A 24,553-nucleotide genomic window follows, 5' to 3' on the forward strand; every position below is an offset into this window, starting at 1 on the left:
ACGAAGAAACCCCCGCCACGTAGAAGCTAGGCGAGGGTTCCCGTGGCTCCGACGGGCGTCGATCCCGTGACCTCACGATTTTCAGTCGTGCGCTCTACCAACTGAGCTACAGAGCCGTGCACCGAGGCGGCCGGACCTCCTCGAAGAGAGAGCAGGCCGTCTCGAAGAAAAGGCCCTTCCTCTCGGAAGGGCCTCTCTGCGACCCTGACGGGACTTGAACCCGCGACCTCCGCCGTGACAGGGCGGCACGCTAACCAGCTGCGCTACAGGGCCTCGTTGCGAAGACAAGCATACTGCCTTCGAGGCTATTCGATTTCCACGCCCCGACCCTCGCGGGCCGGTGCACTTGCCAGCAGTCCCATCCGTGACCCCAACGGGATTCGAACCCGTGCTGCCGCCGTGAAAGGGCGGTGTCCTAGGCCACTAAACGATGGGGCCGGGAGCTCGCGGGGCGACCCTGCGGCCGACCCCCCATGACTACCGACACGCAAGCATAGGGACCCGCCGCCCGATATGCAAAACCGAACGTTTCCAGCACGTGAAGAACCCCGTCCGGGGCTGGTGACGCTCTAGCCACACCGGTAAGAGCTTGGCTAGGGTTGGTCGGAATTGCCACTCTCGCGTGACGGAGCCGCACCGTCGACGCAGAGGGCCACCACGACTCTCCAGAGGTCCCATGCTCCACTCGCCGCGCCGCCCTCGTCCCGCACGGTCCTCCGTCGCGCCGCGGCTCGGTCGATTCCGCACCGCCGCTCTGGCCTCCGCCGTCCTGGCGCTGGTCGCCGGGCTGCTCGTCGCCACTCCCGCCCAGGCGGTCGAGTACCCCTCGTGGGAGGACGTGGAGGCGGCCAAGGGCGACACCGCGGCGGCGGCCGCCCAGGTCGAGAACATCACCTCGCTGATCGCGGGCCTCCAGGACGAGGTCGCTGCCGCCCAGGAGCTGGCCCAGCAGCGCGGCGACGAGTACTTCGCGGCTCAGGAGGCGTTCGACAAGGCGGCCGACGCAGCCGCCGACCTCGACGCCCAGGCCACCGAGAGCGCCGACGAGGCCGACGCGGCGTCGCAGCAGGCGGGCCTGCTCGCCGCGCAGCTCTACCGCACGACCGGCACCGACCTCTCGGTCAACATCTTCCTCGACGGGCAGGGCGGCCAGGCCGACGAGCTGCTCTCGAAGATCGGCAACATGACCAAGCTCGTCGAGCGCTCCAACGCGATCTACGAGCAGGCGAGCGCCTCCCGCAACACCGCCTCGTCGCTCGCCGACCAGGCCGAGGTCGCGCAGTCCGAGCGCGAGCGTCTCCGCGTCGCCGCGGAGGACGCGCTCGCCGAGGCCACGTCCGCCCAGGAGGCGTCGGAGTCGGCGCTCGCCGAGCAGCAGGAGCAGAGCATCGTGCTCGAGGAGCAGCTCGCCGCGCTCCGCGACACCGAGTCGCGCACCATCGCCGAGTACCAGGCGGGGGTCGCGGCCCGCGAGGCCGAGCGTCAGCGCAAGCTGGCCGAGGAGGCGGCCGCCCGCGAGGCCGCCGCGCAGGCCGCCCGAGCGCAGGCGGCGGCCCAGGCGGCGGCCGCGGCGTCCCGTCCGAGCAGCGGAGGCGGCGGCGGCTCGAGCGCGTCCGCGCCGTCCGCGGGCGGCGGATCGACCGCCGTGAGCGACTCCGGCTGGGTGCGCCCCACCTCCGGGCGCATCACCGGGACCTTCGGCCCGCGCGGAACGCTGTCGACCGGTGGCGGCTCGACCAGCTCGTACCACCGCGGGACGGACATCGCCGGAGGCTGCGGCAACCCGATCTTCGCCGCGCACAGCGGGACCGTGAGCTACGCCGGCCCCAACGGGACCTACGGCAACTGGGTTCTCATCGACCACGGCGACGGCATCAGCACCGGGTACGCCCACATCGTCGCCGGCGGCATCTACGTGAGCGTCGGTCAGCGGGTGGAGGCCGGTCAGCAGATCGCCGCCGTCGGCTCGACGGGCGCCTCGACCGGGTGCCACCTGCACTACGAGACCCGCGTCAACGGCGTCGCCGTCGACGCTCAGCCGTTCATGGCAGCACGAGGAGTCACTCTTGGTTGACGCGAAGACGACCGCCGGCAGCTTCACCCCCGCGCCGCGCGAACGCGCCTGGAAGGGGCGGCTCCCGCTCGCCGTCTCGGCCGCGTTCGCCGTGACCGCGGTCACCGCCTCCCTCGGGCTCACCCCCGCCTCGGCGGACGACCCGACCTACCCCTCGTGGGACGACGTGCAGAACGCCAAGTCCGACGAGGCGACGAAGCAGGCCGAGATCGACTCGATCACGGGCCTCATCGCCGGGCTGCAGACGAAGGTCGACGATGCGTCGGTCGTGGCGATGAAGAAGGCCGAGTCGTGGCGCCAGGCGTCGGAGGCGCTCGCCGCCGCCGCGCAGACCGTCGACGAGCTCGAGGCGCAGGCCTCGGAGGCCTCGACCAAGGCCCAGACTTCGCGGATGCGGGCGGGCCTGCTCGCGGCGCACCTCTCGCGCGCCGCGGGAGGCGACCTCTCGATGAGCCTCGTCGCCAGCGGCGAGGACGCCGGCGACCTGCTCTACCAGCTGGGCGCGATGTCGCAGCTGACCGAGCAGTCGCAGAAGGTCTACTCCGATGCGCTCGCCGACAAGCAGAACGCGGAGTCGCTCGCGGAGCAGGCCGACGTCGCCGTTCTCGAGCACCGCAAGCTGTCCGACGCCGCTGAGGAGGCGCGGTCGGTCGCCGACGCGGCCGCCGCCTCCGCCCGGGCCGCGCTCGCCTCGCAGGAGGAGAAGTCGTCGGAGCTCATCGCACAGCTCGCGCTGCTCAAGGACTCGACGGTCGAGATCGAGACGGCGTTCCTCGAGGGCGAGCAGCAGCGCGCGGCTGCCGCCGCCGCAGCAGCAGCCGCAGCCCGCTCGCAGGCCGCCGCCGAGGCCGAGGCCGAGCAGGAGGCGTCGCAGCAGGAGGCGTCGCAGCCGGCCGCGGCCGCACCCGCCGCCTCGCAGCCGGCGGCCGCCGCCCCCTCGCAGCCCGCCGCCCCGTCCATCCCGCAGCCAGGCCCCGCCGCTCCGGCGCCCCCGGCGGCCCAGCAGCCGGCCGCGCCCCAGCCGGCGCCCCCCGTCACGCAGCCGTCCGTGTCCCAGCCCCAGCTGCCGGCGCAGCCCGCGGCCCCGGCCCCGGCGCCCGCCCCCCAGACGAACGTCGTCGAGACCGCGATCTCGTACGCGATGGCGCAGCTCGGTGAGAGCTATGTGCTCGGAGGCATGGGCCCCGACGTCTGGGACTGCTCGGGTCTCACGAAGCAGTCGTACGCCTCCGCGGGGGAGTACATCGGCACGCACTCGGCGACGAACCAGTACAACGAGATGGCGGCCCAGGGCAAGCTCGTCCCCTACAGCCAGCGTCAGCGCGGCGACCTGATCTTCTGGGGCGGAGCCGGCGACTACTACCACGTCGCGATCTACCTCGGCGGCGACCAGATCATCGAGGCGCCGAACCCGAACTCCCCCGTCCGCGTGCACTCCATCTGGGGCACGCCCACCGGGATGGTCGGCCGCCCCGCCTCCTGACGCCTGCGATGACGAAGGGACCCGCTCGCGCGGATCCCTTCGTCATCGCGTGGGGTCAGTGACCCTCTTCGGCCAGCTTCTTGATGCCGTCCTGGACGATCTGCTCCGCCTCCGCGGCGTCACCCCAGCCCTCGACCTTGACCCACTTGTTCGGCTCGAGGTCCTTGTAGCGCTCGAAGAAGTGCTTGATCTCGTTCTTGGTCTGCTCGGGCACGTCGCCGATGTCCTGGATGTGCTGCCAGCGCGGGTCCTTCGCGGGGACCACGACGACCTTGGCGTCGGAGCCGGCCTCGTCGCTCATGTTGAGGACGCCGACGGGGCGGACCGAGACGCCGACGCCCGGGAACACGGGGTACTCGAGCAGCACCAGCGCGTCGACGGGGTCGCCGTCGAGGCCGAGGGTGTTCTCGAAGTAGCCGTAGTCCGTCGGGTAGACGAAGGAGGTGAAGAGCACGCGGTCGAGGTAGACGCGACCGGTCTCATGGTCGACCTCGTACTTGTTGCGGCTGCCCTTGGGGATCTCTACGACGACGTCGTATGCGGCCATGTTCGCTCCTTGAGTCGGTGGCGCCGTGAGCGGCGCATCGGCGGATCGGACCCGCCTCCCGAGCACTCACTCGGGGGGCCGGATCGCTGGCATTACGTTACTTGATGTGCCCGATCGCCCCCGCCTGACTCCTGCCGTCGCCGACCTCCGCCGTGCCGTGCGCGCGAGCCTCGACGGGCTCGACCCCGAGGTGCTCGTGCTGGTCGCGCTGAGCGGGGGAGCCGACTCGCTGGCCCTCGCCTCCGCCGTCGCCTTCGAGGCGCCCCGCGGCGGGCGCCGGGCCGGTGCCGTCGTCGTGGATCACGGCCTGCAGCAGGCGTCGGCCGCGGTCGCCCGGCGCGCCGCCGAGCAGGCGCACGATCTCGGGCTCTCGCCGGTGCTCCGCGAGGTGGTGTCGGTGCCCGCCTCCGGCGAGGGCGGGCCGGAGGCGGCCGCCCGCACCGCGCGGTACCGAGCCTTCGACGACGCGCTGGTCGCCACCGGAGCCGCGGCGATCCTCCTCGCGCACACCCTCGACGACCAGGCCGAGACCGTCCTGCTGGGCCTGGCCCGCGGCGCCGGCGCGGCGAGCCTGCACGGGATGGCCGCCGTCAGCGGACCGCTGAGGCGTCCCCTCCTCGGGATCCGCCGCGAGAGCACCCGCGCCGCCTGCTCCGACGCCGGACTCGAGTTCTGGGACGACCCGCACAACGACGACCCGCGCTTCTCCCGGGTGCGGGTGCGCAGCAGAGTGCTCCCGGTGCTCGAGGACGAGCTCGGGCCGGGCATCGCCGAAGCGCTCGCGCGCACCGCCGACCAGCTGCGCGAGGACGGCGACGCGCTCGACGCCCTGGCTCTGGACTGGGCGCTGGAGCTCGTCGGCCAGAACGACGAGGGTCACGTCACCGTCGACGCCCGCGGGCTCGCGGCCGACCCGCCCGCGCTCCGCCAGCGCATCATCCGGCTCGTGGTCGCCAACGAGTTCGGAGTCTCGCTCTCGCGAGCGCAGACCCTCGCGGTCGCGGAGCTGGTCACCGACTGGCACGGCCAGAGGGGCGTCGATCTCCCCGGCGTCCGGGCCACCCGCTCCGGCACCGCCCTCGTCTTCGCCCCCGCCCCCTGAGGCGGTCGCGACCGCTCCCGTAGAGTGGCCGGGTGGAAGCAGCCGACATCGCCGACGACATCACCGAGGTCCTCTACACCGAGGCCGAGATCCACGAGCGGATCCGCGGCCTCGCCCGCGCGATCGAGCGCGACTACGCGGGAGAGAACCTCCTGATCGTCGGAGTGCTCCGCGGCGCCGTCATGGTGATGGCCGATCTGGCCCGTGAGCTCAAGCTCGACATCGTGATGGACTGGATGGCCGTCTCCTCCTACGGCAGCAGCACGAAGTCCTCCGGTGTCGTCCGCATCCTGAAGGACCTCGACACCGACATCACCGACCGCAAGGTGCTGATCGTCGAGGACATCATCGACTCCGGTCTCACCCTCTCGTGGCTGCAGGGCAACCTGCGCAGCCGCGGCGCCGAGTCGGTCGAGATCTGCGCGCTCTTCCGGAAGCCCCGCGCGGCGAAGGTGGAGGTCGACGTCGCCTACGTCGGATTCGACATCCCCAACGACTTCGTGATCGGCTACGGCCTCGACTACGCCGAGCGCTACCGCAACCTCCGCGATGTCGCGATCCTCGCTCCCCACGTCTACGAGTAGCCGGGCCGATCGCGCGCAGGAGAGCCTCGAGCGGCTCTTCTCGGTGCCGGTCCTCGGCTACCACAACAGCTATCCGACCTCTCTCCGGGCCGACGCGGAGTTCGACTACTGGTGGCTCGCGCACGCGATCGACGCCGCCGTCGACGCCTTCGAGCGGACAGGAGACGCGAGGCACCTCGAGCGGGCCCGCCGCGTGCACCGCGCGATCCGGCTCCGCAACGGCGGGCGGCTCGTCAACGGCTACTTCGACGACATGATGTGGCTCGGAGGCGCGCTCGCGCGGCTCGGCGAGGCGAGCGGCGAGGCACGGTGGCTCGACCGGGCCGATCGGCTGTGGCGCTTCGCGGTCGCCCGCGGCTGGAACCTCCGTCACGGCGCGAGCCTGGCCTGGCGCCGTCGGCAGCTCGACTACAAGAACGCGCCGGCGAACGGCCCGTTCGCGATCCTCGGGGCACGACTCGAGCGCCTCCGCCCCGCGGGTCGCGAGGAGCTCTCGCGCGCCGCGTTCGACTGGATGCACGTGCGCCTGCGCGACCCCGAGTCGGGCTTCGTCGCGGACGGCATCGGCCGCGAGGGCGGCTCGGCGCGCGACGACTGGGCGTTCAGCTACAACCACGGCGTCTACATCGGCGCCGCCCTCGCCCTGCACCGGCTGCGGCCCGACGCGCGACTGCTCGCGCACGCCTCCCTCACCGCCGACGACCTGCTCACCCGCCTGGCGCCCGACGGCGTCTTCGTCGATCAGGGGTCCGGCGACGGCGCGCTGTTCGGGGGCATCGCCTACCGTCACCTCGTCGACCTCGCCTCGACCGAGGGAGTCGTGCCCGAGACGGCCGAGCGCATCCGGCGGTTCGTGGCGGGCAGCGTCGACACCCTCTGGCGCACGAGCGAGCGCCGAGGGGTGCTGCTCGCCGGCCCCCGCTGGGACGCGCCGCCGCGTCTCCCCGCCACGCTGTCGGCGCAGCTCGGCGCCGTGCTGGCCACCGAGGCGGCCGCCACTCTGGAGTGAGGGCGGGCATGCCCTCCTCGTGCCTGCGCCCCTCCGCGATCGAGCGCCAGACTGGGAGGGTGAGAGTCGAGAGAGCGCGCCCGGGGCGCCGCGTCGCCGTCGTGATCAATCCGAGCAAGTTCGACGACGTCGAGGCCGCGGAGGACGTCGTCGCCACCGTCGCCCGCCGGGTCGGCTGGGACGAGCCGCTGTGGTTCGAGACGAGCGTCGACGACTCCGGAGCCGCCGCCGCGCGGGGTGCGCTCGACAGCGGCGCCGACCTGGTCTGCGCGATGGGAGGCGACGGCACCGTCCGCGCCGTCGCCTCGGTCCTCCGCGGCACGGGAGTGCCCTACGGCCTCCTGCCCAGCGGGACCGGCAACCTGCTCGCCCGCAACCTCGGTGTGCCGCTGGGCTCGCTCGCCGAGGCGGTCGAGATCGCGCTGCTCGGTCAGGACCGCGCCATCGACGTCGGCACGGCCACGTTCGACGACGGCGAGGAGCGGGTGTTCATGGTGATGGGCGGGGTCGGACTCGACGCCGAGATCATGGACAAGACCGACGAGGAGCTCAAGAAGCGGGTGGGCTGGGGCGCCTACGTCGCCGCGGGCGCGCCGGCCATGTTCAAGGCGGGGTTCGAGGCCACGATCACGATCGACGGCGCCCCTGAGCAGCCGACGCGGTGCCTGATGGTGCTGGCCTGCAACTGCAGCTCGGTGGTGGCGAACATCGAGCTGGCGGCCGGTGCGGTGCTCGACGACGGCGATCTCGAGCTCGTGCTGCTGCGCCGCCGCTTCGGCCTGGCGCTCGATGTGGCGACGGGCAACCGCAACGGGCTCGCGTCGCTGCGGCAGTGGTCGGGCCGCGAGTTCGAGTTCGAGCTCGACCAGCCGGTGCTCGCCGAGCTCGACGGCGACCCCGTCGGCCGCACCACCACCGGCCGGTTCGGGGTCGACGCCGGTGCGCTGCTCGTGCGCCTCCCGGTGCCGACGCCGCGGAGTCCGGGCCTCACTCCGCACGGGTCGGTGGTCATCGACACGTCGTCTATCGCGACCGTCCTCTCGAGGGCGGGCGACTCCCACTGACGCTTGCACTGTTTCTTTTACGGTTGTAAGTTACTTACGACCGTAAGAGAGAGGCGCCGCCTCGTCTCCGGAGGAGAAGGAGGACGACGTGACCGATCCGCGCCTCACCCGCTCGCGCGAGCTGCTCGTCGCCGCCATCACCGCCGCACTCGACAGACCAGGCGACGTGCAGCCGTCGATCACCGAGCTCTGCGCGGAGGCGGGGGTCAGCAGGCCGACGTTCTACCAGCACTTCGGCGACGTGCCGTCCCTGATCGAGTCCGCCGCCGTCGACCGCATGCACGCGCTCTTCGCGGGCGTCGTGCCCGTCGCCTCCGAGGAGGAGTGGGAGCCGGCGGTGCCGCGCGTCGTCGACGCACTGCTCGGCGGCCTCCTCGTGCACGCCGACTTCTACCGTCGCGTGCTCAGCGGGGGCACGGCCCGCGCCGTGCAGGAGTCGGTCGTCGCGTTCCTCGCGCAGCGGCTCCTCGCGTTCTCGCCTCTCGCCGACCGCGAGCCCGGCGCCGGCGACCACGCCCGGGTCGAGCGCTTCGCGACGTTCCTCGCGGCGGGCACGACCTGGCTCGTCGTCGGCTGGCTGCTCGACGGCGACTCCCGCCGGCCGGCCGCCGACGCCGCCGCCGACATCGCCGAGCTCCTCGTGACCGGAGTGGCCTCGCAGCGGCTCTCCGCCCTCCACTCCCCGTCTGCGAAGTAGAAGGATCATGCCCACCTCAGCCCTCCGCCGCGCCCTCGGGCGCGTCCAGCCCCGCCTCGTCGTCGTCTTCGCCGCGATCGCCCTGATCCCGCTGATCTACGCCGGACTGCTGACCTCGGCCAACCTCGACCCGACGCACACCCTCGACACCGTGCCCGCCGCCGTCGTCAACGAGGACACCGGGGCGACCGCCTCCGACGGCTCCGCGCTCGCCCTGGGCGACTCGGTGACCGACGAGCTGCTCTCGAGCACCTCCTCCTCGAACTTCGCCTGGACGACCACCGACGCCGACGAGGCCGCGAGCGAGCTCGCCTCCGGTGCCGTCTACGCGGTGCTGACGATCCCCTCCGACTTCTCGGCCGACGTGGCCTCGGTGGGCGGCGACGACCCCGCAGCGGCGACCGTCGCGAAGCTGTCGATCGAGACCGACGACGGCGCGAACCTCATCGTCGGGAACATCGCCTCGACGATCGGATCGACCGTCACCGCGACCGTCGAGAATGAGGTCGGCGAGAGCTATCTGACGAACATCTACCTCGGCTTCACCGACGTCCACGACAGCCTCGAGCAGGCGGCCGACGGAGCGGCGCAGCTGGCCGACGGCTCGGCGCGGGCCGCCGACGGCTCCTCCGAGCTGGTCGTGGGCCTCACCCGGCTGCAGGACGGCACCGCGCAGCTCGCGACGGGTGCCGGGACGCTCGCGTCGGGCGCCGACTCGGCCTCCTCGGGGGCCGCAGACCTCGCCTCCGGGCTGCAGCAGCTCGCCGACGGGACGTCGCAGCTGCCGGCCGCCGCCACGGCGCTCACCGACGGAGCGGCCTCCGTCGCGGACGGTGCGCAGCAGCTCGACACCGGTGCCGCCGACCTGGCGACGGGTGCGACGACCCTCGCGGGATCGACTCCCGCGCTCTCCGCCGGTGCGGCCGATGCCGCGACCGGCGCCCAGGCCCTCGCGACCGGCGCGTCGTCGGTCTCGGACGGAGCGGCGACCGCCCTCGCCGGGGCGGGATCGCTCGCAGCGGGATCCGCGGCGCTCGCCTCGAGCACTCCCGCGCTCGCCTCCGGTGCCGCGACCGTCGACTCCGGCCTGCAGTCCTTGATCGCGCAGTACGGCACCCTCTCGGACGCGCAGCGCCTCGCCCTGCTCACGCAGCTCGAGACGGGGGCCGCCGGGGTGTCGACCGGAGCGACCGGCGTCGATCAGGGCGCCCAGGAGCTCTCCACCGGCGCGACCGCGCTCGTCGGTGACGCCGACGGCGGGCTCACCGCCCTCGCCGCGGGCGCCGACTCGGTCTCGACCGGCGCCTCCGGCCTCGTCGACGGCACGCAGTCGCTCGCGACCGGAGCGGCGCAGGTCGACGCGGGCGCTCAGTCCCTCTCGACCGGTGCGCAGGCCGTCGCGACGGGCGCCGCCTCGCTCGACACCGGGGCCGCGCAGCTCGCGAGCGGAGTCGCCACCCTCGCCGGCAGCGTCGGCCCGCTCACGACGGGCATCGCCGACGCCTCGACCGGAGCGGACGCTCTCGCCACGGGGACCGCCTCGCTCGCGACCGGCGCCGACGCTCTCGCCGACGGAGCGGCCTCCGCGGCCGACGGCTCGGCCGACGCCGCGACCGGATCCGAGACGCTCGACACCGGCCTCGACTCCCTCGCCGACGGCTCGCAGACCCTCACCGACGAACTGGCCGAGGGCGCCCACCAGGTGCCGACCTACACCGCCGACCAGGCGGAGTCGCTCAGCGCCGTCGCCGCGGCCCCCGTCGCCCTCGACAAGCAGCGGCTGAACGAGGTGCCGCAGTACGGCTACGGGCTCGCCCCCTACTTCCTGGCGCTCGCGCTCTGGGTCGGTGCGCTCGCGTTCTACCTGATGAGCGCTCCGCTCAGCGAGCGCCTGATCGCCGCCCGCCGGCCGGCCTGGGTGATCGCGCTGCGCAGCTACCTCCCCGGCGCCCTCATGGCGGTCGCGCAGGGCGTGCTCGCCGCGCTGGTGATCCGCTTCGGGGTCGGCGTCGAGGCCGCGAACCTGCCCGGGCTGATCGGGATCGCGATGCTCACGAGCCTCACGTTCGTCGCGATCAACCAGGCGCTGATCTCGCTCCTCGACGCGCCGGGGCGGTTCGTCGCGCTGCTCCTGATGGTGCTGCAGCTCTCGTCCGCGGGCGGCACCTACCCGGTCGAGACGGCACCCGCCTTCTTCCAGGCGATCCACGGCGTCCTGCCGCTGACCTACACGGTGGAGGCGTTCCGCTCCCTGATCGCCGGCGGCAGCATCGGAGTCGCGAACGCGGTCGTCGTGCTCTCCCTCTGGCTGCTCGGCGCCCTCGCCGTCACCGTCCTGGCCGCGGCCCGCCGCCGCCGCGGCCTCGCGCCCACCCTGCACGACCCGGAGCCCCTCCTCGAGACCGCCTGACTCGCGCGGCAGTGGGGAGCCAGGCGGCCGGGCGGCGCGGGTTCCGGACACCCCTACGCTCCTCGCTCTGCGGATCGCACCCATCTCGGCGAGCCGACTGCGCGTTCCGATGCGGCTCCGGGACACCGACTCCCGAAGGGAGAGGGCGCGATCCGGAAACGCGTGCCAGCGTTTCCGGGCAGCCCGACGCGACCCGCTCTGCGGAACGTCCCCATCTCCGGAAGCCGACTGCGAGTTCGGATGCGGCAGGGCCGCATCCGAACCCATGAGCACCGCGTTCGGCCCACGGCGAACGTGTGGGCGCCGTCCAGAGAGCGGGCGGTAGCCTGGCACTCACATTTCTCGTCAGAAAGGTGCCGGGTGTCGCACCCGCAACATTCATGAACGTCAAGCGCATCTTCCGGGGTCCCATTCTCTACGTCGTCCTGGCGATCGTGGCGGTCTGGATCGGCTCCTCGCTGATCACGATGTCCGGCTTCCGGCAGGTCAGCACGCAGGAGGGTCTCGAGCTCCTCCAGGACGGCAAGGTCGCCTCGGCGAAGATCGTCGACGGCGAGCAGCGCGTCGATCTGACCCTGGCCGAGGCGGACGGCGACAACGGCACCCAGGTGCAGTTCTACTACGTGGCCCCTCGCGGCACCGAGGTCGTCGACGCGGTCACCTCCGCGGCACCGTCCGACGGCTACACCGACGAGGTCCCGCAGACCAACTGGTTCCTCTCGGCCCTCGGCTTCCTGCTCCCGGTGCTCCTCATCGGCGCGTTCTTCTGGCTGATGCTCTCGGGCATGCAGGGCGGCGGCAACCGCGTCATGCAGTTCGGCAAGTCGAAGGCGAAGCTCGTCTCGAAGGAGTCGCCCAAGGTCACGTTCGGCGACGTCGCCGGCGCCGACGAGGCGATCGAGGAGCTGCACGAGATCAAGGAGTTCCTCAAGGAGCCGGCGAAGTTCCAGGCCGTCGGCGCCCGGATCCCGAAGGGCGTCCTGCTCTACGGCCCTCCCGGCACCGGCAAGACGCTGCTGGCCCGCGCCGTCGCGGGTGAGGCGGGCGTCCCCTTCTACTCCATCTCCGGATCCGACTTCGTCGAGATGTTCGTGGGCGTCGGCGCGAGCCGGGTGCGCGACCTCTTCCAGCAGGCCAAGGAGAACTCCCCGGCCATCATCTTCGTCGACGAGATCGACGCCGTCGGCCGCCACCGCGGTGCCGGCATGGGCGGCGGGCACGACGAGCGCGAGCAGACCCTCAACCAGCTCCTCGTCGAGATGGACGGCTTCGACGTCAAGACGAACGTCATCCTGATCGCGGCGACGAACCGCCCCGACATCCTCGACCCCGCGCTGCTGCGCCCCGGCCGCTTCGACCGCCAGATCGGCGTCGACGCTCCGGATCTGCTCGGCCGCAAGCGGATCCTCGAGGTCCACGGGCGCGGCAAGCCGCTCGCCGGCGGAGTCGACCTGGAGGTCGTCGCCCGCAAGACCCCGGGCTTCACCGGTGCCGACCTCGCGAACGTCCTCAACGAGGCCGCTCTGCTGACGGCGCGCTCCAACGCGCAGCTGATCGACAACCGCGCCCTCGACGAGGCGATCGACCGCGTCATCGCCGGTCCGCAGCGGCGCACCCGCGTCATGCGCGACAAGGAGAAGCTGATCACGGCCTACCACGAGGGCGGCCACGCCCTCGCCGCCGCCGCGATGCGCCACACCGACCCGGTCACGAAGGTCACGATCCTGCCGCGCGGCCGCGCACTCGGCTACACGATGGTGCTCCCGCTCGAGGACAAGTACTCGACCACCCGCAACGAGCTGCTCGACCAGCTGACCTACGCGATGGGCGGCCGCGTCGCCGAGGAGATCGTCTTCCACGACCCCACCACCGGCGCCTCGAACGACATCGAGAAGGCGACAGCGATCGCCCGCAAGATGGTCACCGAGTACGGCATGTCCTCCGACATCGGATCGGTCAAGCTGGGTCAGTCGTCGGGCGAGATGTTCCTCGGCCGCGACATGGGCCACCAGCGCGACTACTCCGAGCAGATCGCCGAGAAGGTCGACGCCGAGACGCGCCGGCTGATCGAGCAGGCGCACGACGAGGCGTGGCAGGTCATCAACGCCAACCGCGACATCCTCGACCGTCTCGCGACGGAGCTCCTCGAGAAGGAGACCCTCGACCACGATCAGCTCGCCGAGATCTTCAAGGACGTGCGCCGGATCGACGAGCGCCCGCAGTGGCTCTCGAGCGACAAGCGCCCCCTCTCCGATCTGCCGCCCATCGCGGTGCCGGTCGCCAAGGCGCCGATCGACGCGGGCGTGACCGACGGAGGCGTCACCTCCGATGCCGGCGAGGTCGCCCCGCAGCGTCCGCCGCTGATCAAGCCCCGTCCCGCGACGGCGTAGGCAGCCCGTGCCCGTCGACAAGGCGCGCATCGAGGCCGCCGTCGTCGAGCTCCTCGCGGCCATCGGGGAGGACCCGGGCCGCGAGGGACTCGCCTCGACCCCGAAGCGCTTCGCCGAGGCCTATGAGGAGTTCTTCGGCGAGTTCGATCTCGATCCCGCCTCCCACCTGGTCGAGACCTTCGCGGTCGTCGAGGGCGGGGCTCCGGTCGACGCCCAGACCGTGATCATCCGCGACCTCGCGTTCCGCTCGGTCTGCGAGCACCACCTCCTGCCCTTCGCGGGAGTGGCGCACATCGCCTACCGTGCGGGCGACCGGGTCGTCGGTCTCGGCAAGCTGCCGCGGATCGTCGAGACGGTCGCGTCGCGCCCCCAGCTGCAGGAGCGGCTGACCGAGCAGGTGGCCGACGTGATCGACACCGGGCTCTCTCCCGAGGGCGTGCTCGTGGTGGTCGACGCCGAGCACGGCTGTGTCCGGATGCGCGGTGCCCGCCAGACCTCGAGCTCGACGGTCACCGTCGCGGCCAGGGGCACCCTCGCGGAGCCCGCCGCCCGCGCCGAGATCATCGCGCTGATCGGCGCCGCTCGAGGGGAGTGACGTGGACTCCTCCGTCCCCGGCCTCGCGCCCGACGGCCGCGCAGCGCTCCTCGGGATCCTCAACGTGACGCCCGACTCGTTCAGCGACGGCGGCCGCTGGCTGTCGGTCGACGACGCCGTGCGGCACGGTCTGGAGATGTCCGCGCCCTCGGGCGACGGCCCCGCCTCCTTCGGCGCCGATCTCATCGACGTCGGAGGCGAATCGACCCGTCCCGGGGCGCCCCGCGTCGATCCCGTCGCCGAGCAGGCCCGGGTGCTGCCCGTGATCCGCGCCCTCGCCTCCGAGGGGGTGCGCGTGAGCATCGACACGATGAGCGCGGCGACCGCTGCCGCCGCGCTCGATGCCGGAGCCGTCGTCGTCAACGACGTGTCCGGCGGGCTGGCCGATCCCGCGATGCTCCCGCTCGTCGCCGAGCGCGGCGCGGTCTACATCGCCATGCACTGGCGCGGGCACAGCGCCGACATGAACTCGCTCGCCGCCTACGGCGACGTCGTGGCGGAGGTGCGGAGCGAGCTCGGACGCCGCGTCGACGCCGCGAGCGCCGCCGGGATCCGCGAGGACCGCCTGATCCTCGACCCCGGCCTCGGGTTCGCGAAGAAGGGCGAGCACGACTGGGCGCTGCTCGCGCATCTCGACGCGATCGTCGCGCTGGGATTCCCGGTGCTGGTCGGCCACTCCCGCAAGCGCTTCCTCGCCCCGTTCGCCGCGCCCGGGGCTCCCGCGGCCGATCGCGACGAGGTCACGGCGATGCTGACCCTGGTGGCCGCCTCCCGCGGCGCGTGGGGCGTCCGCGTCCACGACGTCCGCTCGAGCGCGCACGCCCTCGCGCTCGCCGCACGACTCGACCAGGAGCGGTGATGACGATCGACCCCGCCTCCCTCTCCGTCCGCGACTCGATCACCCTGACGGGGCTGCGCGTGCGCGCCCATCACGGCGTCTTCGACTTCGAGCGCGAGAACGGGCAGGACTTCGTCATCGACGCGACCGTCTGGCTCGACACCGCCCCGGCGGCCGGCGGCGATGCGCTCGCCGAGACCGTCCACTACGGCGAGCTCGCGATCGCGCTGGCCGATGCGATCACCCGCGACCCGGTCGACCTCATCGAGACCGTCGCCGAGCGGCTCGCGCAGGTCGCGCTGGGCTTCGCAGCGGCCGAGGTCGTCCGGATCACGGTGCACAAGCCCGACGCCCCCATCTCGCTGCCCTTCGACGACGTCGCCGTCCAGATCACGAGGGCGCGCCCGTGAGTCCGCCGCCGACCCGGATCAGGCCCGAACGGATCCGCCCGGCGCGGCACGCGGTGCTCGCGCTCGGCAGCAACCTCGGCGACCGGCTCGCCCACCTCGACGAGGCGGTGCGCGCCCTCGCGGCGACCCCCGGGCTCCGGCTCGTGGCCGTGTCGAAGGTGGTGGAGTCGCCCGCCTGGAAGCCCGGCGGCGTCGACCCCGACGCCCCGGGGTACTTCAACGCCGTCGTGACTGCCTCCACGACGCTCGAGCCCGACGACCTGCTCGCCGCGACCTCGGCGATCGAGCTGGCAGGGGGGCGGCTGCGCGGCGAGGGGGAGGTGCGCTGGGGTGATCGCACCCTCGACATCGACATCATCGCGATCGGAGGCGTCACCCGCGACGATCCGCATCTCACCCTGCCGCACCCGAGGGCGGCCGAGCGCGCGTTCGTGCTCGAGCCGTGGCTCGACGTCGAGCCGTCGGCGGTCCTGCCCGGCGCCGGCCCGATCGCCGAGCTCCGCGCCCGGGCGACCGATCGTGTGACCGACCGGCCCGAGACGATAGCGTGGCCGGGCAGAGGCTCCTCAGAGAGCTCCGCGACGAGCACCGCCCCCGGCACACCCGACCCCGAGAGCAGCACTCCGTGAAGCGCACCCACATCAGCAGCCTCCTGGGCCTCGGCCTCGCCGGCGCCGTGGCCGGCTTCCTCCTCGACCTGGCGATCGCCTCCGCGGGCCGCCCCGTCCTCATCCCGCCGCTCACCGTCCCGCTCACGCTCGTGGCCGTCGCCGCGCTCGTCATCGGGTTCGCCGTCCCCATCCACCGGGCGACGAAGGGGACGCTGCGGCGCCGCATCGACCCCTTCCGCGCGATGCGGGTCGTCGTGCTGGCCAAGGCGTCCAGCCACGTCGGCGCGCTCCTGCTGGGAGCCTCCGGCGGCATCCTCGTCTACCTGCTGAGCCGCGCGGTGATCCCTTCGCTAGGCTCCGTGTGGCAGGACGTCGCCACCATCGTGGGCTCGGTCGTCCTGCTGGTGGCCGGTCTGGTCGCCGAGCACCTGTGCACCATCCCACCGAGCGACGACGACGATCCTGCCGTCGGCGAGGTGAACCACGCCTGACGCCGACGCCTGTCGGGTGCGGGCAGGGAGGACGTCATCGTGACCGAGGAGTCGGAGACGCGTCCCGAGTCGACCGACGAGCCGCTGAGCCGCCGGGAGGCCGGAGCGCGGCGGCAGAAGCGTCTCGACGTGACCGGCGAGTGGCGGCGGGTGTCGCCGAAGTACGTGGCGGTCGAGATCGTGTCGGCCGTGGTCTCGAGCGCGTTCCTCCTCGCCGTGCCGCTGGTGCTCTGGGCGATCGGCGTCGAGTGGGCCTGGCTGCTGGTCGTCGCGGCGGCGGCGCTCGCCGTGACCCTCCTCGTCGTCGCGCCCCGTCGCGCCCGCGCCTACGGCTACCGCCTCCGCGACGACGACCTGCTCTTCCGCCGCGGCATCATGTTCCAGCGCTTCGTCTCGGTCCCCTACGGCCGGATGCAGCTCATCGACGTCAACCGCGGGCCCCTCGCCCGCGCCCTGGGCCTCGCCGATCTGCGCTTCGTCACCGCGGCGGCGGCGACCGGCGTCAGCATCCCGGGACTCGTCGCGGGCGAGGCGGAGGAGCTCCGCGACCGGCTGGTCGAGCTCGCCGAGTCGCGCCGGGCCGGGCTGTGACCGGGATCCCCGCAGCCCCCGTCCGCGGCATCGAGACCGATCTCGCCGACGGCGAGTGGCACCGCCTGCACCCGGCGACCCCCGTGCTCAAGGGCGGGATCGGCCTGCTGGTCGTCCTCGGCATCGTGGTCACGAACCTCCGGGAGCGCCTCGTCGAGCTGTTCCTGCCGGGGTACGGCGGCTACGAGAGCGGCGACCCCGTCGACGAGCTGCTCCGCCGGGGCCTCGTCGGCTGGGCGCTGCTCGCCGTGGCGGTCGGTCTGGCGGTCGCGGTCTTCGCGTTCTGGCTGTCGTGGCGGATGCACACCTTCCGCATCACGGACGAGGTCGTCGAGGTCCGCTCCGGCGTCCTCTTCCGCACGAACCGCCGGGCCAGGCTCGACCGCATCCAGGGGATCGCGGTGCAGCGTCCCCTGTTCGCCCGGCTCTTCGGGGCGGCGAAGCTCGAGGTCAGCGTCGCGGGGCAGGACGCGAACGTGCAGCTGTCGTATCTCGGCTCCCGGCTGGTCGACGCGCTGCGCCGCGACATCCTGCGCCTCGCCTCCGGGGTGCGCGAGCGCGAGGCGGTGGCCGCCGGTCAGGCGCCGAGCGGTGGATTCCTCGCGCGCCGGATCGAGGAGTTCGGCGACCAGGACGACGAGGGCGCGCCCCCGGAGTCGGTGGTCTCCATCCCGCCCGGGCGGCTGCTGGGCTCGCTCGTGTTCAGCGGCTTCACCGTGTTCCTCGCGGTGTCGATCGTCGCCGTCACCCTCGTCGCCGTCTACGGCTCGCCGTTCGTGCTCTTCGCGATCCTCCCCGGCCTGATCGGGTCGGGCAGCTACTACGTCCGCCAGTTCGTGCGCTCGCTGCGCTACTCCATCGCCGGCACTCCCGACGGGGTGCGTGTCGGCTACGGCGTGCTCTCGACGAGCAGCGACACCCTCCCGCCCGGCCGCATCCACGCCGTCGAGATCACGCAGCCGCTGCTCTGGCGGCCGTTCGGCTGGTGGCAGGTGAAGATCGACCGCGCCGGGCAGGCGGCCTCCCGCGGAGCGAACGGCGAGCCCAACACGACGATCCTCCCGGTGGGCGATCTCGCCGCTGTCGAGCGGGTGCTCGGGCTCCTGCTCCCCGGCGCCGCCGAGGGCGCGGAGGCGACCCCGGTCGGCGACGCGCTGCGGCTGCGCGACGCCCCGGGCTTCACGCGCGCGCCGCGGGCCGCGGCCTGGCTGCGGCCCTTCTCGTGGCGGCGGACCGGCTACCGGCTCACGGACGACGTCGCGATCCTCCGCAGCGGCGCGGTCTGGCGGCGGGTGGCCGTCGTCCCGCTCGCCCGCATGCAGAGCATCGGCGTGCAGCAGGGTCCGCTGCAGCGCCTCCTCGGCCTCGCCTCGGCGCGGGTGCACACCGTCACCGGTCCGGTGACGCCGATGGTGCCCGTGATTAGCACCTCCGACGGCCTCGCCTTCTTCGACGAGCTCGCGCGTGCCGGCGTGCTCGCGGCGGGTCGCGACGAGAGCCACCTGTGGGGGCGGCGGGCCGCCTCCGCGCCCGTGCCCGGCTCGTGGCCGGCGCCCCTCGCCCGCACCGCCTGGCCGGCGCCGACGGGTCGCCCCGAACCGGAAGGACCGGCGCATGCCTGACCCCCGTCGAGACGGGCGACTCGGAGTCGGTGTGATCGGAGCGGGCCGCGTCGGACCGGTGCTCGGGGCGGCGCTCGCGAACGCCGGTCACGCCGTCATCGGCATCGCGACCACCAGCGAGTCGGGGCGCGAGCGCGCCGACGCGCTCCTGCCCGGGGTGCCGGTCCTCGCCGTGCCCGATCTGGTCGAGCGCAGCGAGCTCGTCGTGATCGCGGTCCCCGGAGGCGAGATCGGCGCTCTCGTCGCGGGTCTCGCCGCGATCGGTGCGTGGCAGCCCGGCCAGCTGGTGCTGCACACGGCGCCCGAGCACGGCTACGGGGTGCTGGCCCCGGCGCTGGCCTCGGGAGTGATCCCGCTCGCCGTGCACCCGGCGATGGCGTTCAGCGGCACGAGCCTCGACCTCGCGCGGCTGTCCGAGACCTACTTCGCGGTGACCGCGCCCGGCCCCGTCCTGCCGATCGCGCAGGCGCTCGTCGTCGAGATGGGCGGCGAGCCGGTCACGGTCTCGGAGGCGGACCGCGCGGCGTACGCCGAGGCCGTCTCGACCGCCACCACCTTCTCGACCGCGATCGTCGACCAGGCCGCCGGCCTCCTGGCGGGCATCGGCGTCGAGAAGCCGGGCTTCTTCCTCTCCAGCCTCGTCCGCTCCTCCGTCGACGACGCCCTGCGCCGCGCGGCCGGCTGACGAGGCAGCGCAGGGCCGGCGCGGCCTCTGCCCACCCCGCGGGTAGTGTTCACGGGTGATCAGCACCATCGAACGCATCGACGCCCTGCGCGACCGGGTGCGGGAGGCTCGCCGCGCCGGGTCCCGCGTCGCCCTCGTCCCGACGATGGGCGCCCTGCACGACGGGCACCTCGCCCTCGTCGACCGGGCGCGCGAGATCGCCGACGTCGTGATCGTGTCGGTCTTCGTGAACCCGCTGCAGTTCGGCCCCTCCGAAGACCTCGACCGCTACCCGCGCGACCTCGCCGCCGACACGGCGCTGCTCGAGCCGGAGGGGGTCGACGTCGTCTTCGCCCCGAGCGTCGCCGAGATGTACCCCGACGGCCCCACCGCGACCCGCGTGGTCGCCGGCGCGGTCGGCGCGCTCTACGAGGGACGCTCGCGCCCCGGGCACTTCGACGGGATGCTCACCGTCGTCGCCAAGCTCCTCGGCATCGTCCAGCCCGACGCGGCGCTGTTCGGGCAGAAGGACGCCCAGCAGCTCTTCCTCGTCCGCCGCATGGTGCGCGATCTCGACCTCCCCGTGACGATCGAGGCCGTCGAGACGGTCCGCGAGGACGACGGCCTCGCGCTCTCGAGCCGCAACCGCTACCTCGACGCCCGCGAGCGGCGCGCCGCGCGCACCGTCCCGCTCGTGCTCGAGGCGGCCGCGTCGGCCGCCGACCGCGGGATCGACGCCGTGATCGCCGCCGCTCAGTCGGCCGCGATGGGCGAGCCCCTGGTTAAGCTGGACTACCTCGTCGTCGCTCACCCGACGACGTTCCTCCCGGTCGACGACGACTACCGCGGCCCGGCCCTCGTGCTCGTCGCCGCGATCGTCGGCTCCACCCGGCTCATCGACAACGGCCCGATCCTGCTCGCCTGATCGCGCCGCCCGCCCCCGACCGAAAGCACCCGCGCTCCGCCATGGCCGACTCCCCCCAGATCCCCGACGCCCCGTCCGAGCTCTCCGCCGAGGAGGCCTCCGAGCAGAAGGCCGTGCGGCTGGCCAAGCGCGAGCGCCTGCTCGAGCGCGCGGGGGACGACCTCGGAGGCGGCGCCTACCCGGTGGCCGTCGGCGTCACCGACACGATCGCCGCTGTCCGCGCGCGTCACGAGGGCATCGAGCCCGACACGAAGACGGGCGACCGCGTCGGCCTCGCCGGGCGCGTGGTGTTCCAGCGCAACACCGGCAAGCTCTGCTTCGCGACGCTGCAGTCCGGCGACGGCGCCCGCATCCAGGCGATGGTGTCGCTCGGCGATGTCGGCGAGGAGTCGCTCGCCGCCTGGAAGGAGGTCGTCGATCTCGGCGACCACCTCTTCGTGGCGGGCGAGGTGATCTCGAGCAAGCGCGGCGAGCTGAGCGTCTGGGTGTCGGAGTGGACCATCGCCGCGAAGGCGATCCTCCCGCTCCCGAACCTCCACAACGAGCTCGGCGACGAGACGCGCATGCGTCAGCGCTACCTCGATCTGATCGTCCGCCCGCAGGCGCGAGAGACCGTGATCACGCGCGCCGCGGTCAACGCCTCGCTCCGGAGCACCTTCGTCGGCCACGGCTTCCTCGAGGTCGAGACGCCGATGCTGCAGGTGATGCACGGCGGCGCCTCCGCCCGCCCGTTCGCGACGCACTCCAACGCCTTCGACACCGAGCTCTACCTGCGCATCGCTCCCGAGCTCTACCTCAAGCGGGCGGTCGTCGGAGGCATCGAGCGCGTCTTCGAGATCAACCGCAACTTCCGCAACGAGGGCGCCGACTCGACCCACTCGCCCGAGTTCGCGATGCTCGAGGCCTATCAGGCCTACGGCGACTACACCTCGATCGCCGATCTCACCCAGGAGCTGATCCAGAACGCGGCGCTCGCCGTCTCGGGATCCCACGTGGTCACCTGGGCCGACGGCACCGAGTACGACCTCGGCGGCGAGTGGGAGCGGATCTCGATGTACGAGAGCCTGTCGCTGGCGGCCGGGATCGCGATCACCCCGTCGACGCCGCTGGTCGAGCTCGAGACGCTCGCCGAGCGCGAGGGCCTCGAGGTGCACGTGCCCACCCACGGCAAGTACGTGGAGGAGCTGTGGGAGCACTTCGTCAAGGGCGGGCTCACCCGTCCGACCTTCGTCATGGACTTCCCGGTCGACACCTCGCCGCTCGTGCGCGCCCACCGCAGCATCCCCGGCGTGGTCGAGAAGTGGGACCTCTACGTCCGCGGCTTCGAGCTCGCGACCGGCTACTCCGAGCTGGTCGACCCGGTCGTGCAGCGTGAGCGCTTCGTCGAGCAGGCGCGCCAGGCGGCCGCCGGCGACGACGAGGCGATGCGCCTCGACGAGGACTTCCTCCGCGCGCTCGAGCACGGGATGCCGCCCACCGGAGGCATGGGGATGGGCATCGACCGCCTCCTGATGGCGATCACCGGCCTCGGGATCCGCGAGACGATCCTCTTCCCGCTCGTCAAGTAGCTCCTGGCCCGCCGCCCGCGTCGGGTAGCTTGGGGCGGCGGCGGAGCAGGACTCCGCCGCGATCGACGACGGCCGGAGGGCCGGACGGGGGAGACGTGGTCCGCGCATCCAGCATCATCGCGACGGCCGTCGCGGGCGTGCTCACCCTCGCGCAGTTCGGAGTGGGCGCAGCCTTCGCCGCCTCGGTCCTGGTCGACTCCTCCGATCTCGGCACCGCGCTCGCCGATCAGCGGGCGGCGGAGTCGTTCACCCCCGACGCGACCATCAGCGGGTTCGCCGAGCGCACCGCGATGTCCGAGCGCGGCCGAGCGCTCTACTACGCCTCCAGCCCCGCGGTGGAGCCGACCGAGGGCTTCAACGCCCTCTGCGGCTACGGCGCATCGGACGAGATCGTGCTGGGCTGCTACACCGGCAGCGACATCTACATCTCCGACGTCACGAACCCCGACCTCGACGGCATCCGCGACGTGACCGCCGCCCACGAGATGCTCCACGCGGCGTGGGTGCGCCTGGACGCGAGCGAGCAGGAGGCGCTCGGCGCCGAGCTCGAGGAGGCGTACGCCGCGCTGCCCCAGGACGGCCCCATCGCCGAGCGGCTCGAGCTGTACCGCACCGGTGGTCTCGGCGAGCGCGTCAACGAGCTGCACTCGATCCTCGGCACCGAGGTCGCCGAGCTCTCGCCCGAGCTCGAGGAGCACTACGCGGCCTACTTCTCCGACCGCTCCGTGGTGGTGGGTCTGAACGCGCGCTACGAGGCCGTCTTCACCGATCTCGAGAACCGGATCACGGACCTCGTCGCCCGCATCGACGCCATGTACGCCGATCTCACCGCGCGCGTCGACGCGAACAACGCCGACTACGACGCGCTGAACGTCGAGATCGACGACTTCAACGCCCGCGCCGACAGCGGCGACTTCGCGTCCGAGGCCGACTTCGAGGCCGAGCGTGCCGACCTGCTCGCCCGAGGCGACGCGATCGACGCCACGCGGGACGCCATCGACGCCGACATCGCCGTCTACGACGGCCTGCGGGCCGAGCTCGAGGGCCTGAACGCCGACGCCTCCGCCCTCAACCAGTCGATCGAGAGCCGGTAGCTCCTCGGAGGCGCGCACCGCCGCTCCCGGTAGGATCGCCTCATGGACTGGGAGATCTGGAATCAGGGGCTGTGGGCCCTGCTGCCGACGCTCAGCGTCGGCCTCATCTTCTGGTTCGTCATGCGGGCCGTGATCCGCTCCGACCGCAACGAGCGCCGCGCCTACGACCGCATCGAGGCGCAGGAGCGCGCCAAGCGCGGCCTGCCGCCCCGCGACGCCTCCTAGACGGGAACCGCAGTGACGGGATCCGACTGGTCGCTGGTCCTCGCGATCGGCGCGATCGTCGTCGAGCTCGTCGTCCGCGTCGTCGCGGTGATCGTCGTCCCGCGCAACCGCCGACCGACGACGGGCCTCGCCTGGCTGATGGCGATCTTCCTCATCCCCTACTTCGGCATCCTGCTGTTCCTGTTCATCGGGAGCTACAAGCTCCCGCGGAAGCGCCGGCGCAAGCAGGAGGAGATCAACCGGTTCATCCTCGAGTCGACCGAGGGCATCGACAGGGTCGCGCGGCACCACCCGTGGCCGCTGTGGCTGGAGTCGGTGGTCACCCTCAACCGCAACCTCGGCGCCATGCCCCTCGTCGGCGGCAACGACGCGCGCCTCCAGGGCGGTTACGAGGAGACGATCGAGGCCATGGCGTTCGAGATCGACCGCGCCCGCCGCTACGTGCACTGCGAGTTCTACATCCTCGCCGCCGACTCGACCACGGCACCGTTCTTCGACGCCCTCGACCGCGCCGTCGCCCGCGGGGTCACGGTGCGGATCCTCCTCGACCACATCGCGTCGATTCGCGTGCCGGGCTACTTCAGCGGGACGTACCGCCGCCTCCGGGCGCTCGGGAAGGCGGGCGCCCACTGGTCCTACATGCTCCCGGTGCGCCCCTGGCGCCTCGAGTACCAGCGGCCCGATCTCCGCAACCACCGCAAGCTGCTGATCGTCGACGGAAACGCCGCGTTCATGGGCTCGCAGAACGTCGTCGACTCGAGCTACAACAAGCGCGGCAACATCCGCCGCGGCCTGCACTGGCACGACCTGATGGTGCGCCTGGAGGGTCCGGTGGTGCAGGGCATCAACGCCATCTTCATCACCGACTGGTACAGCGAGACCGACGAGCTGCTGCTGCGCGAGTCGGAGCCGATGGAGGCGCTGCAGATGCGCGACACGATCGACTGCCAGGTGGTGCCGAGCGGGCCCGGGTTCGACGGCGAGAACAACCTCCGCCTGTTCCTCGCGCTGCTCTACTCGGCCCAGAAGTCGATCATCATCACGAGCCCCTACTTCGTCCCCGACGAGGCGATGCTCTACGCGATCACGACGGCCACGCGCCGAGGGGTGCACGTCGAGCTCTTCGTCTCCGAGATCGGCGATCAGGCCGTCGTCTACCACGCCCAGCGCTCCTACTACGAGACGCTCCTGACCGCAGGCGTGCGCATCTGGATGTACCGCAAGCCCACGATCCTGCACGCCAAGCACTTCACGATCGACGACGACGTGGCCGTGATCGGCTCGAGCAACATGGACATGCGCTCGTTCAGCCTCAACCTCGAGGTGTCCCTGATGGTGCGCGGCTCGGAGTTCGTCGAGGATCTGCGCCAGGTGCAGCAGGACTACCGCGAGCACTCCCGGGAGCTCACCCTGCGCGAGTGGCGGCAGCAGCCGCTGCGGTCGACGATCCTCGACAACCTGGCGCGGCTCACGTCCGCCCTGCAGTGATCCTTACCGTCTCCGACGTGACCCCCGCTCGGGGCTGAGGCGAGGATCCCTCAACTCCGTTAGGCTCCTGC

The 24,553-nt window shown here is 72.6% G+C and carries 23 protein-coding genes and 3 tRNA genes; 22 read left to right on the forward strand and 4 right to left on the reverse strand.

The annotated features are described in order from the left end of the window. Positions 1-43: 43 nt before the first annotated feature. From B9Y99_RS11020 to B9Y99_RS11030, 3 genes are all read right to left on the reverse strand, one after another. Positions 44-116: transfer RNA gene (locus B9Y99_RS11020), tRNA-Phe, on the reverse strand. An 83-nt stretch (positions 117-199) separates the two neighbouring features. Continuing rightward, a tRNA-Asp gene (locus tag B9Y99_RS11025) sits at positions 200-273 on the reverse strand. Between the two features lie 92 nt (positions 274-365). Then, positions 366-438 (reverse strand) — tRNA-Glu (locus B9Y99_RS11030). A gap of 238 nt (positions 439-676) precedes the next feature. Here B9Y99_RS11030 and B9Y99_RS11035 point away from each other — a divergent pair. Further along, positions 677-2,074, forward strand: a complete 1,398-nt coding sequence (locus B9Y99_RS11035) for a peptidoglycan DD-metalloendopeptidase family protein (RefSeq protein WP_244274878.1) — start codon at positions 677-679, stop codon at positions 2,072-2,074. Then, positions 2,067-3,557 (forward strand): C40 family peptidase, encoded by a 1,491-nt coding sequence (locus B9Y99_RS11040; protein WP_085476659.1) that lies wholly within the window; start codon positions 2,067-2,069, stop codon positions 3,555-3,557. Before B9Y99_RS11035 ends, B9Y99_RS11040 begins: the two co-directional genes overlap by 8 nt. 55 nt (positions 3,558-3,612) lie before the next feature. Here B9Y99_RS11040 and ppa read toward each other — a convergent pair whose 3' ends face one another. Continuing rightward, positions 3,613-4,104 (reverse strand): inorganic diphosphatase, encoded by a 492-nt coding sequence (gene ppa, locus B9Y99_RS11045; RefSeq protein ID WP_085476660.1) that lies wholly within the window; start codon positions 4,102-4,104, stop codon positions 3,613-3,615. A 106-nt stretch (positions 4,105-4,210) separates the two neighbouring features. Here ppa and tilS point away from each other — a divergent pair, with 106 nt between their 5' ends. The 20 genes from tilS (at position 4,211) to cls (ending at position 24,482) form a co-directional block, all read left to right on the forward strand. Beyond that, on the forward strand, positions 4,211-5,206 hold the full coding sequence (gene tilS / locus B9Y99_RS11050) for a tRNA lysidine(34) synthetase TilS (RefSeq protein ID WP_085476661.1): 996 nt from the start codon (positions 4,211-4,213) through the stop codon (positions 5,204-5,206). 32 nt (positions 5,207-5,238) lie between these two features. After that, positions 5,239-5,790 (forward strand): hypoxanthine phosphoribosyltransferase, encoded by a 552-nt coding sequence (gene hpt / locus B9Y99_RS11055; RefSeq protein WP_085476662.1) that lies wholly within the window; start codon positions 5,239-5,241, stop codon positions 5,788-5,790. Next, on the forward strand, positions 5,756-6,799 hold the full coding sequence (locus B9Y99_RS11060; RefSeq protein ID WP_085476663.1) for a glycoside hydrolase family 76 protein: 1,044 nt from the start codon (positions 5,756-5,758) through the stop codon (positions 6,797-6,799). Before hpt ends, B9Y99_RS11060 begins: the two co-directional genes overlap by 35 nt. 59 nt (positions 6,800-6,858) lie before the next feature. Next, entirely contained in the window at positions 6,859-7,863 is a 1,005-nt protein-coding gene (locus B9Y99_RS11065; protein WP_165759599.1) for a diacylglycerol/lipid kinase family protein, read from the forward strand. 88 nt (positions 7,864-7,951) lie between these two features. Further along, the gene (locus B9Y99_RS11070) at positions 7,952-8,560 is read left to right on the forward strand and encodes a TetR/AcrR family transcriptional regulator (RefSeq protein WP_085476665.1); all 609 of its coding nucleotides are present in this window, start codon (positions 7,952-7,954) and stop codon (positions 8,558-8,560) included. A 7-nt stretch (positions 8,561-8,567) separates the two neighbouring features. Further along, positions 8,568-10,970, forward strand: coding sequence for a YhgE/Pip domain-containing protein (locus B9Y99_RS11075; RefSeq protein WP_085476666.1), 2,403 nt, complete (start codon positions 8,568-8,570; stop codon positions 10,968-10,970). A gap of 380 nt (positions 10,971-11,350) precedes the next feature. Then, on the forward strand, positions 11,351-13,360 hold the full coding sequence (gene ftsH / locus B9Y99_RS11080; RefSeq protein ID WP_085476667.1) for an ATP-dependent zinc metalloprotease FtsH: 2,010 nt from the start codon (positions 11,351-11,353) through the stop codon (positions 13,358-13,360). Between the two features lie 7 nt (positions 13,361-13,367). After that, a complete protein-coding gene (gene folE / locus B9Y99_RS11085) occupies positions 13,368-13,955 on the forward strand; it encodes a GTP cyclohydrolase I (protein ID WP_085476668.1) in 588 nt (195 codons plus the stop codon). A 1-nt stretch (position 13,956) separates the two neighbouring features. Continuing rightward, on the forward strand, positions 13,957-14,814 hold the full coding sequence (folP, locus tag B9Y99_RS11090; RefSeq protein WP_085476669.1) for a dihydropteroate synthase: 858 nt from the start codon (positions 13,957-13,959) through the stop codon (positions 14,812-14,814). Beyond that, the gene (folB, locus tag B9Y99_RS11095) at positions 14,814-15,203 is read left to right on the forward strand and encodes a dihydroneopterin aldolase (RefSeq protein WP_085476670.1); all 390 of its coding nucleotides are present in this window, start codon (positions 14,814-14,816) and stop codon (positions 15,201-15,203) included. Before folP ends, folB begins: the two co-directional genes overlap by 1 nt. Then, a complete protein-coding gene (gene folK / locus B9Y99_RS11100) occupies positions 15,200-15,832 on the forward strand; it encodes a 2-amino-4-hydroxy-6-hydroxymethyldihydropteridine diphosphokinase (RefSeq protein WP_085476671.1) in 633 nt (210 codons plus the stop codon). Before folB ends, folK begins: the two co-directional genes overlap by 4 nt. Beyond that, on the forward strand, positions 15,829-16,305 hold the full coding sequence (locus B9Y99_RS11105; protein WP_085476672.1) for a DUF3180 domain-containing protein: 477 nt from the start codon (positions 15,829-15,831) through the stop codon (positions 16,303-16,305). The genes folK and B9Y99_RS11105 overlap by 4 nt, the downstream gene beginning before the upstream one ends. Before the next feature lie 39 nt (positions 16,306-16,344). Then, positions 16,345-16,896: a PH domain-containing protein gene (locus B9Y99_RS11110; RefSeq protein WP_342097151.1), complete on the forward strand. Its 552-nt coding sequence runs from the start codon at positions 16,345-16,347 to the stop codon at positions 16,894-16,896. Then, complete coding sequence (locus B9Y99_RS11115) at positions 16,893-18,518, forward strand: PH domain-containing protein (protein WP_085476673.1); 1,626 nt, start codon at positions 16,893-16,895, stop codon at positions 18,516-18,518. Before B9Y99_RS11110 ends, B9Y99_RS11115 begins: the two co-directional genes overlap by 4 nt. Beyond that, entirely contained in the window at positions 18,511-19,203 is a 693-nt protein-coding gene (locus tag B9Y99_RS11120; RefSeq protein ID WP_085476674.1) for a Rossmann-like and DUF2520 domain-containing protein, read from the forward strand. The genes B9Y99_RS11115 and B9Y99_RS11120 overlap by 8 nt, the downstream gene beginning before the upstream one ends. 55 nt (positions 19,204-19,258) lie before the next feature. Continuing rightward, the gene (panC, locus tag B9Y99_RS11125) at positions 19,259-20,107 is read left to right on the forward strand and encodes a pantoate--beta-alanine ligase (protein ID WP_085476675.1); all 849 of its coding nucleotides are present in this window, start codon (positions 19,259-19,261) and stop codon (positions 20,105-20,107) included. Positions 20,108-20,148: 41 nt separating this feature from the next. Continuing rightward, positions 20,149-21,675, forward strand: coding sequence for a lysine--tRNA ligase (gene lysS / locus B9Y99_RS11130; protein ID WP_085476676.1), 1,527 nt, complete (start codon positions 20,149-20,151; stop codon positions 21,673-21,675). 95 nt (positions 21,676-21,770) lie between these two features. Then, on the forward strand, positions 21,771-22,769 hold the full coding sequence (locus tag B9Y99_RS11135) for a hypothetical protein (RefSeq protein ID WP_085476677.1): 999 nt from the start codon (positions 21,771-21,773) through the stop codon (positions 22,767-22,769). Between the two features lie 42 nt (positions 22,770-22,811). Next, positions 22,812-22,994, forward strand: a complete 183-nt coding sequence (locus B9Y99_RS11140; protein WP_085476678.1) for a hypothetical protein — start codon at positions 22,812-22,814, stop codon at positions 22,992-22,994. 12 nt (positions 22,995-23,006) lie between these two features. Then, on the forward strand, positions 23,007-24,482 hold the full coding sequence (gene cls, locus B9Y99_RS11145) for a cardiolipin synthase (protein WP_085476679.1): 1,476 nt from the start codon (positions 23,007-23,009) through the stop codon (positions 24,480-24,482). The last annotated feature ends 71 nt before the right edge of the window (positions 24,483-24,553 follow it).

The organism is Rathayibacter oskolensis, from assembly GCF_900177245.1.
Classification (GTDB): domain Bacteria; phylum Actinomycetota; class Actinomycetes; order Actinomycetales; family Microbacteriaceae; genus Rathayibacter; species Rathayibacter oskolensis.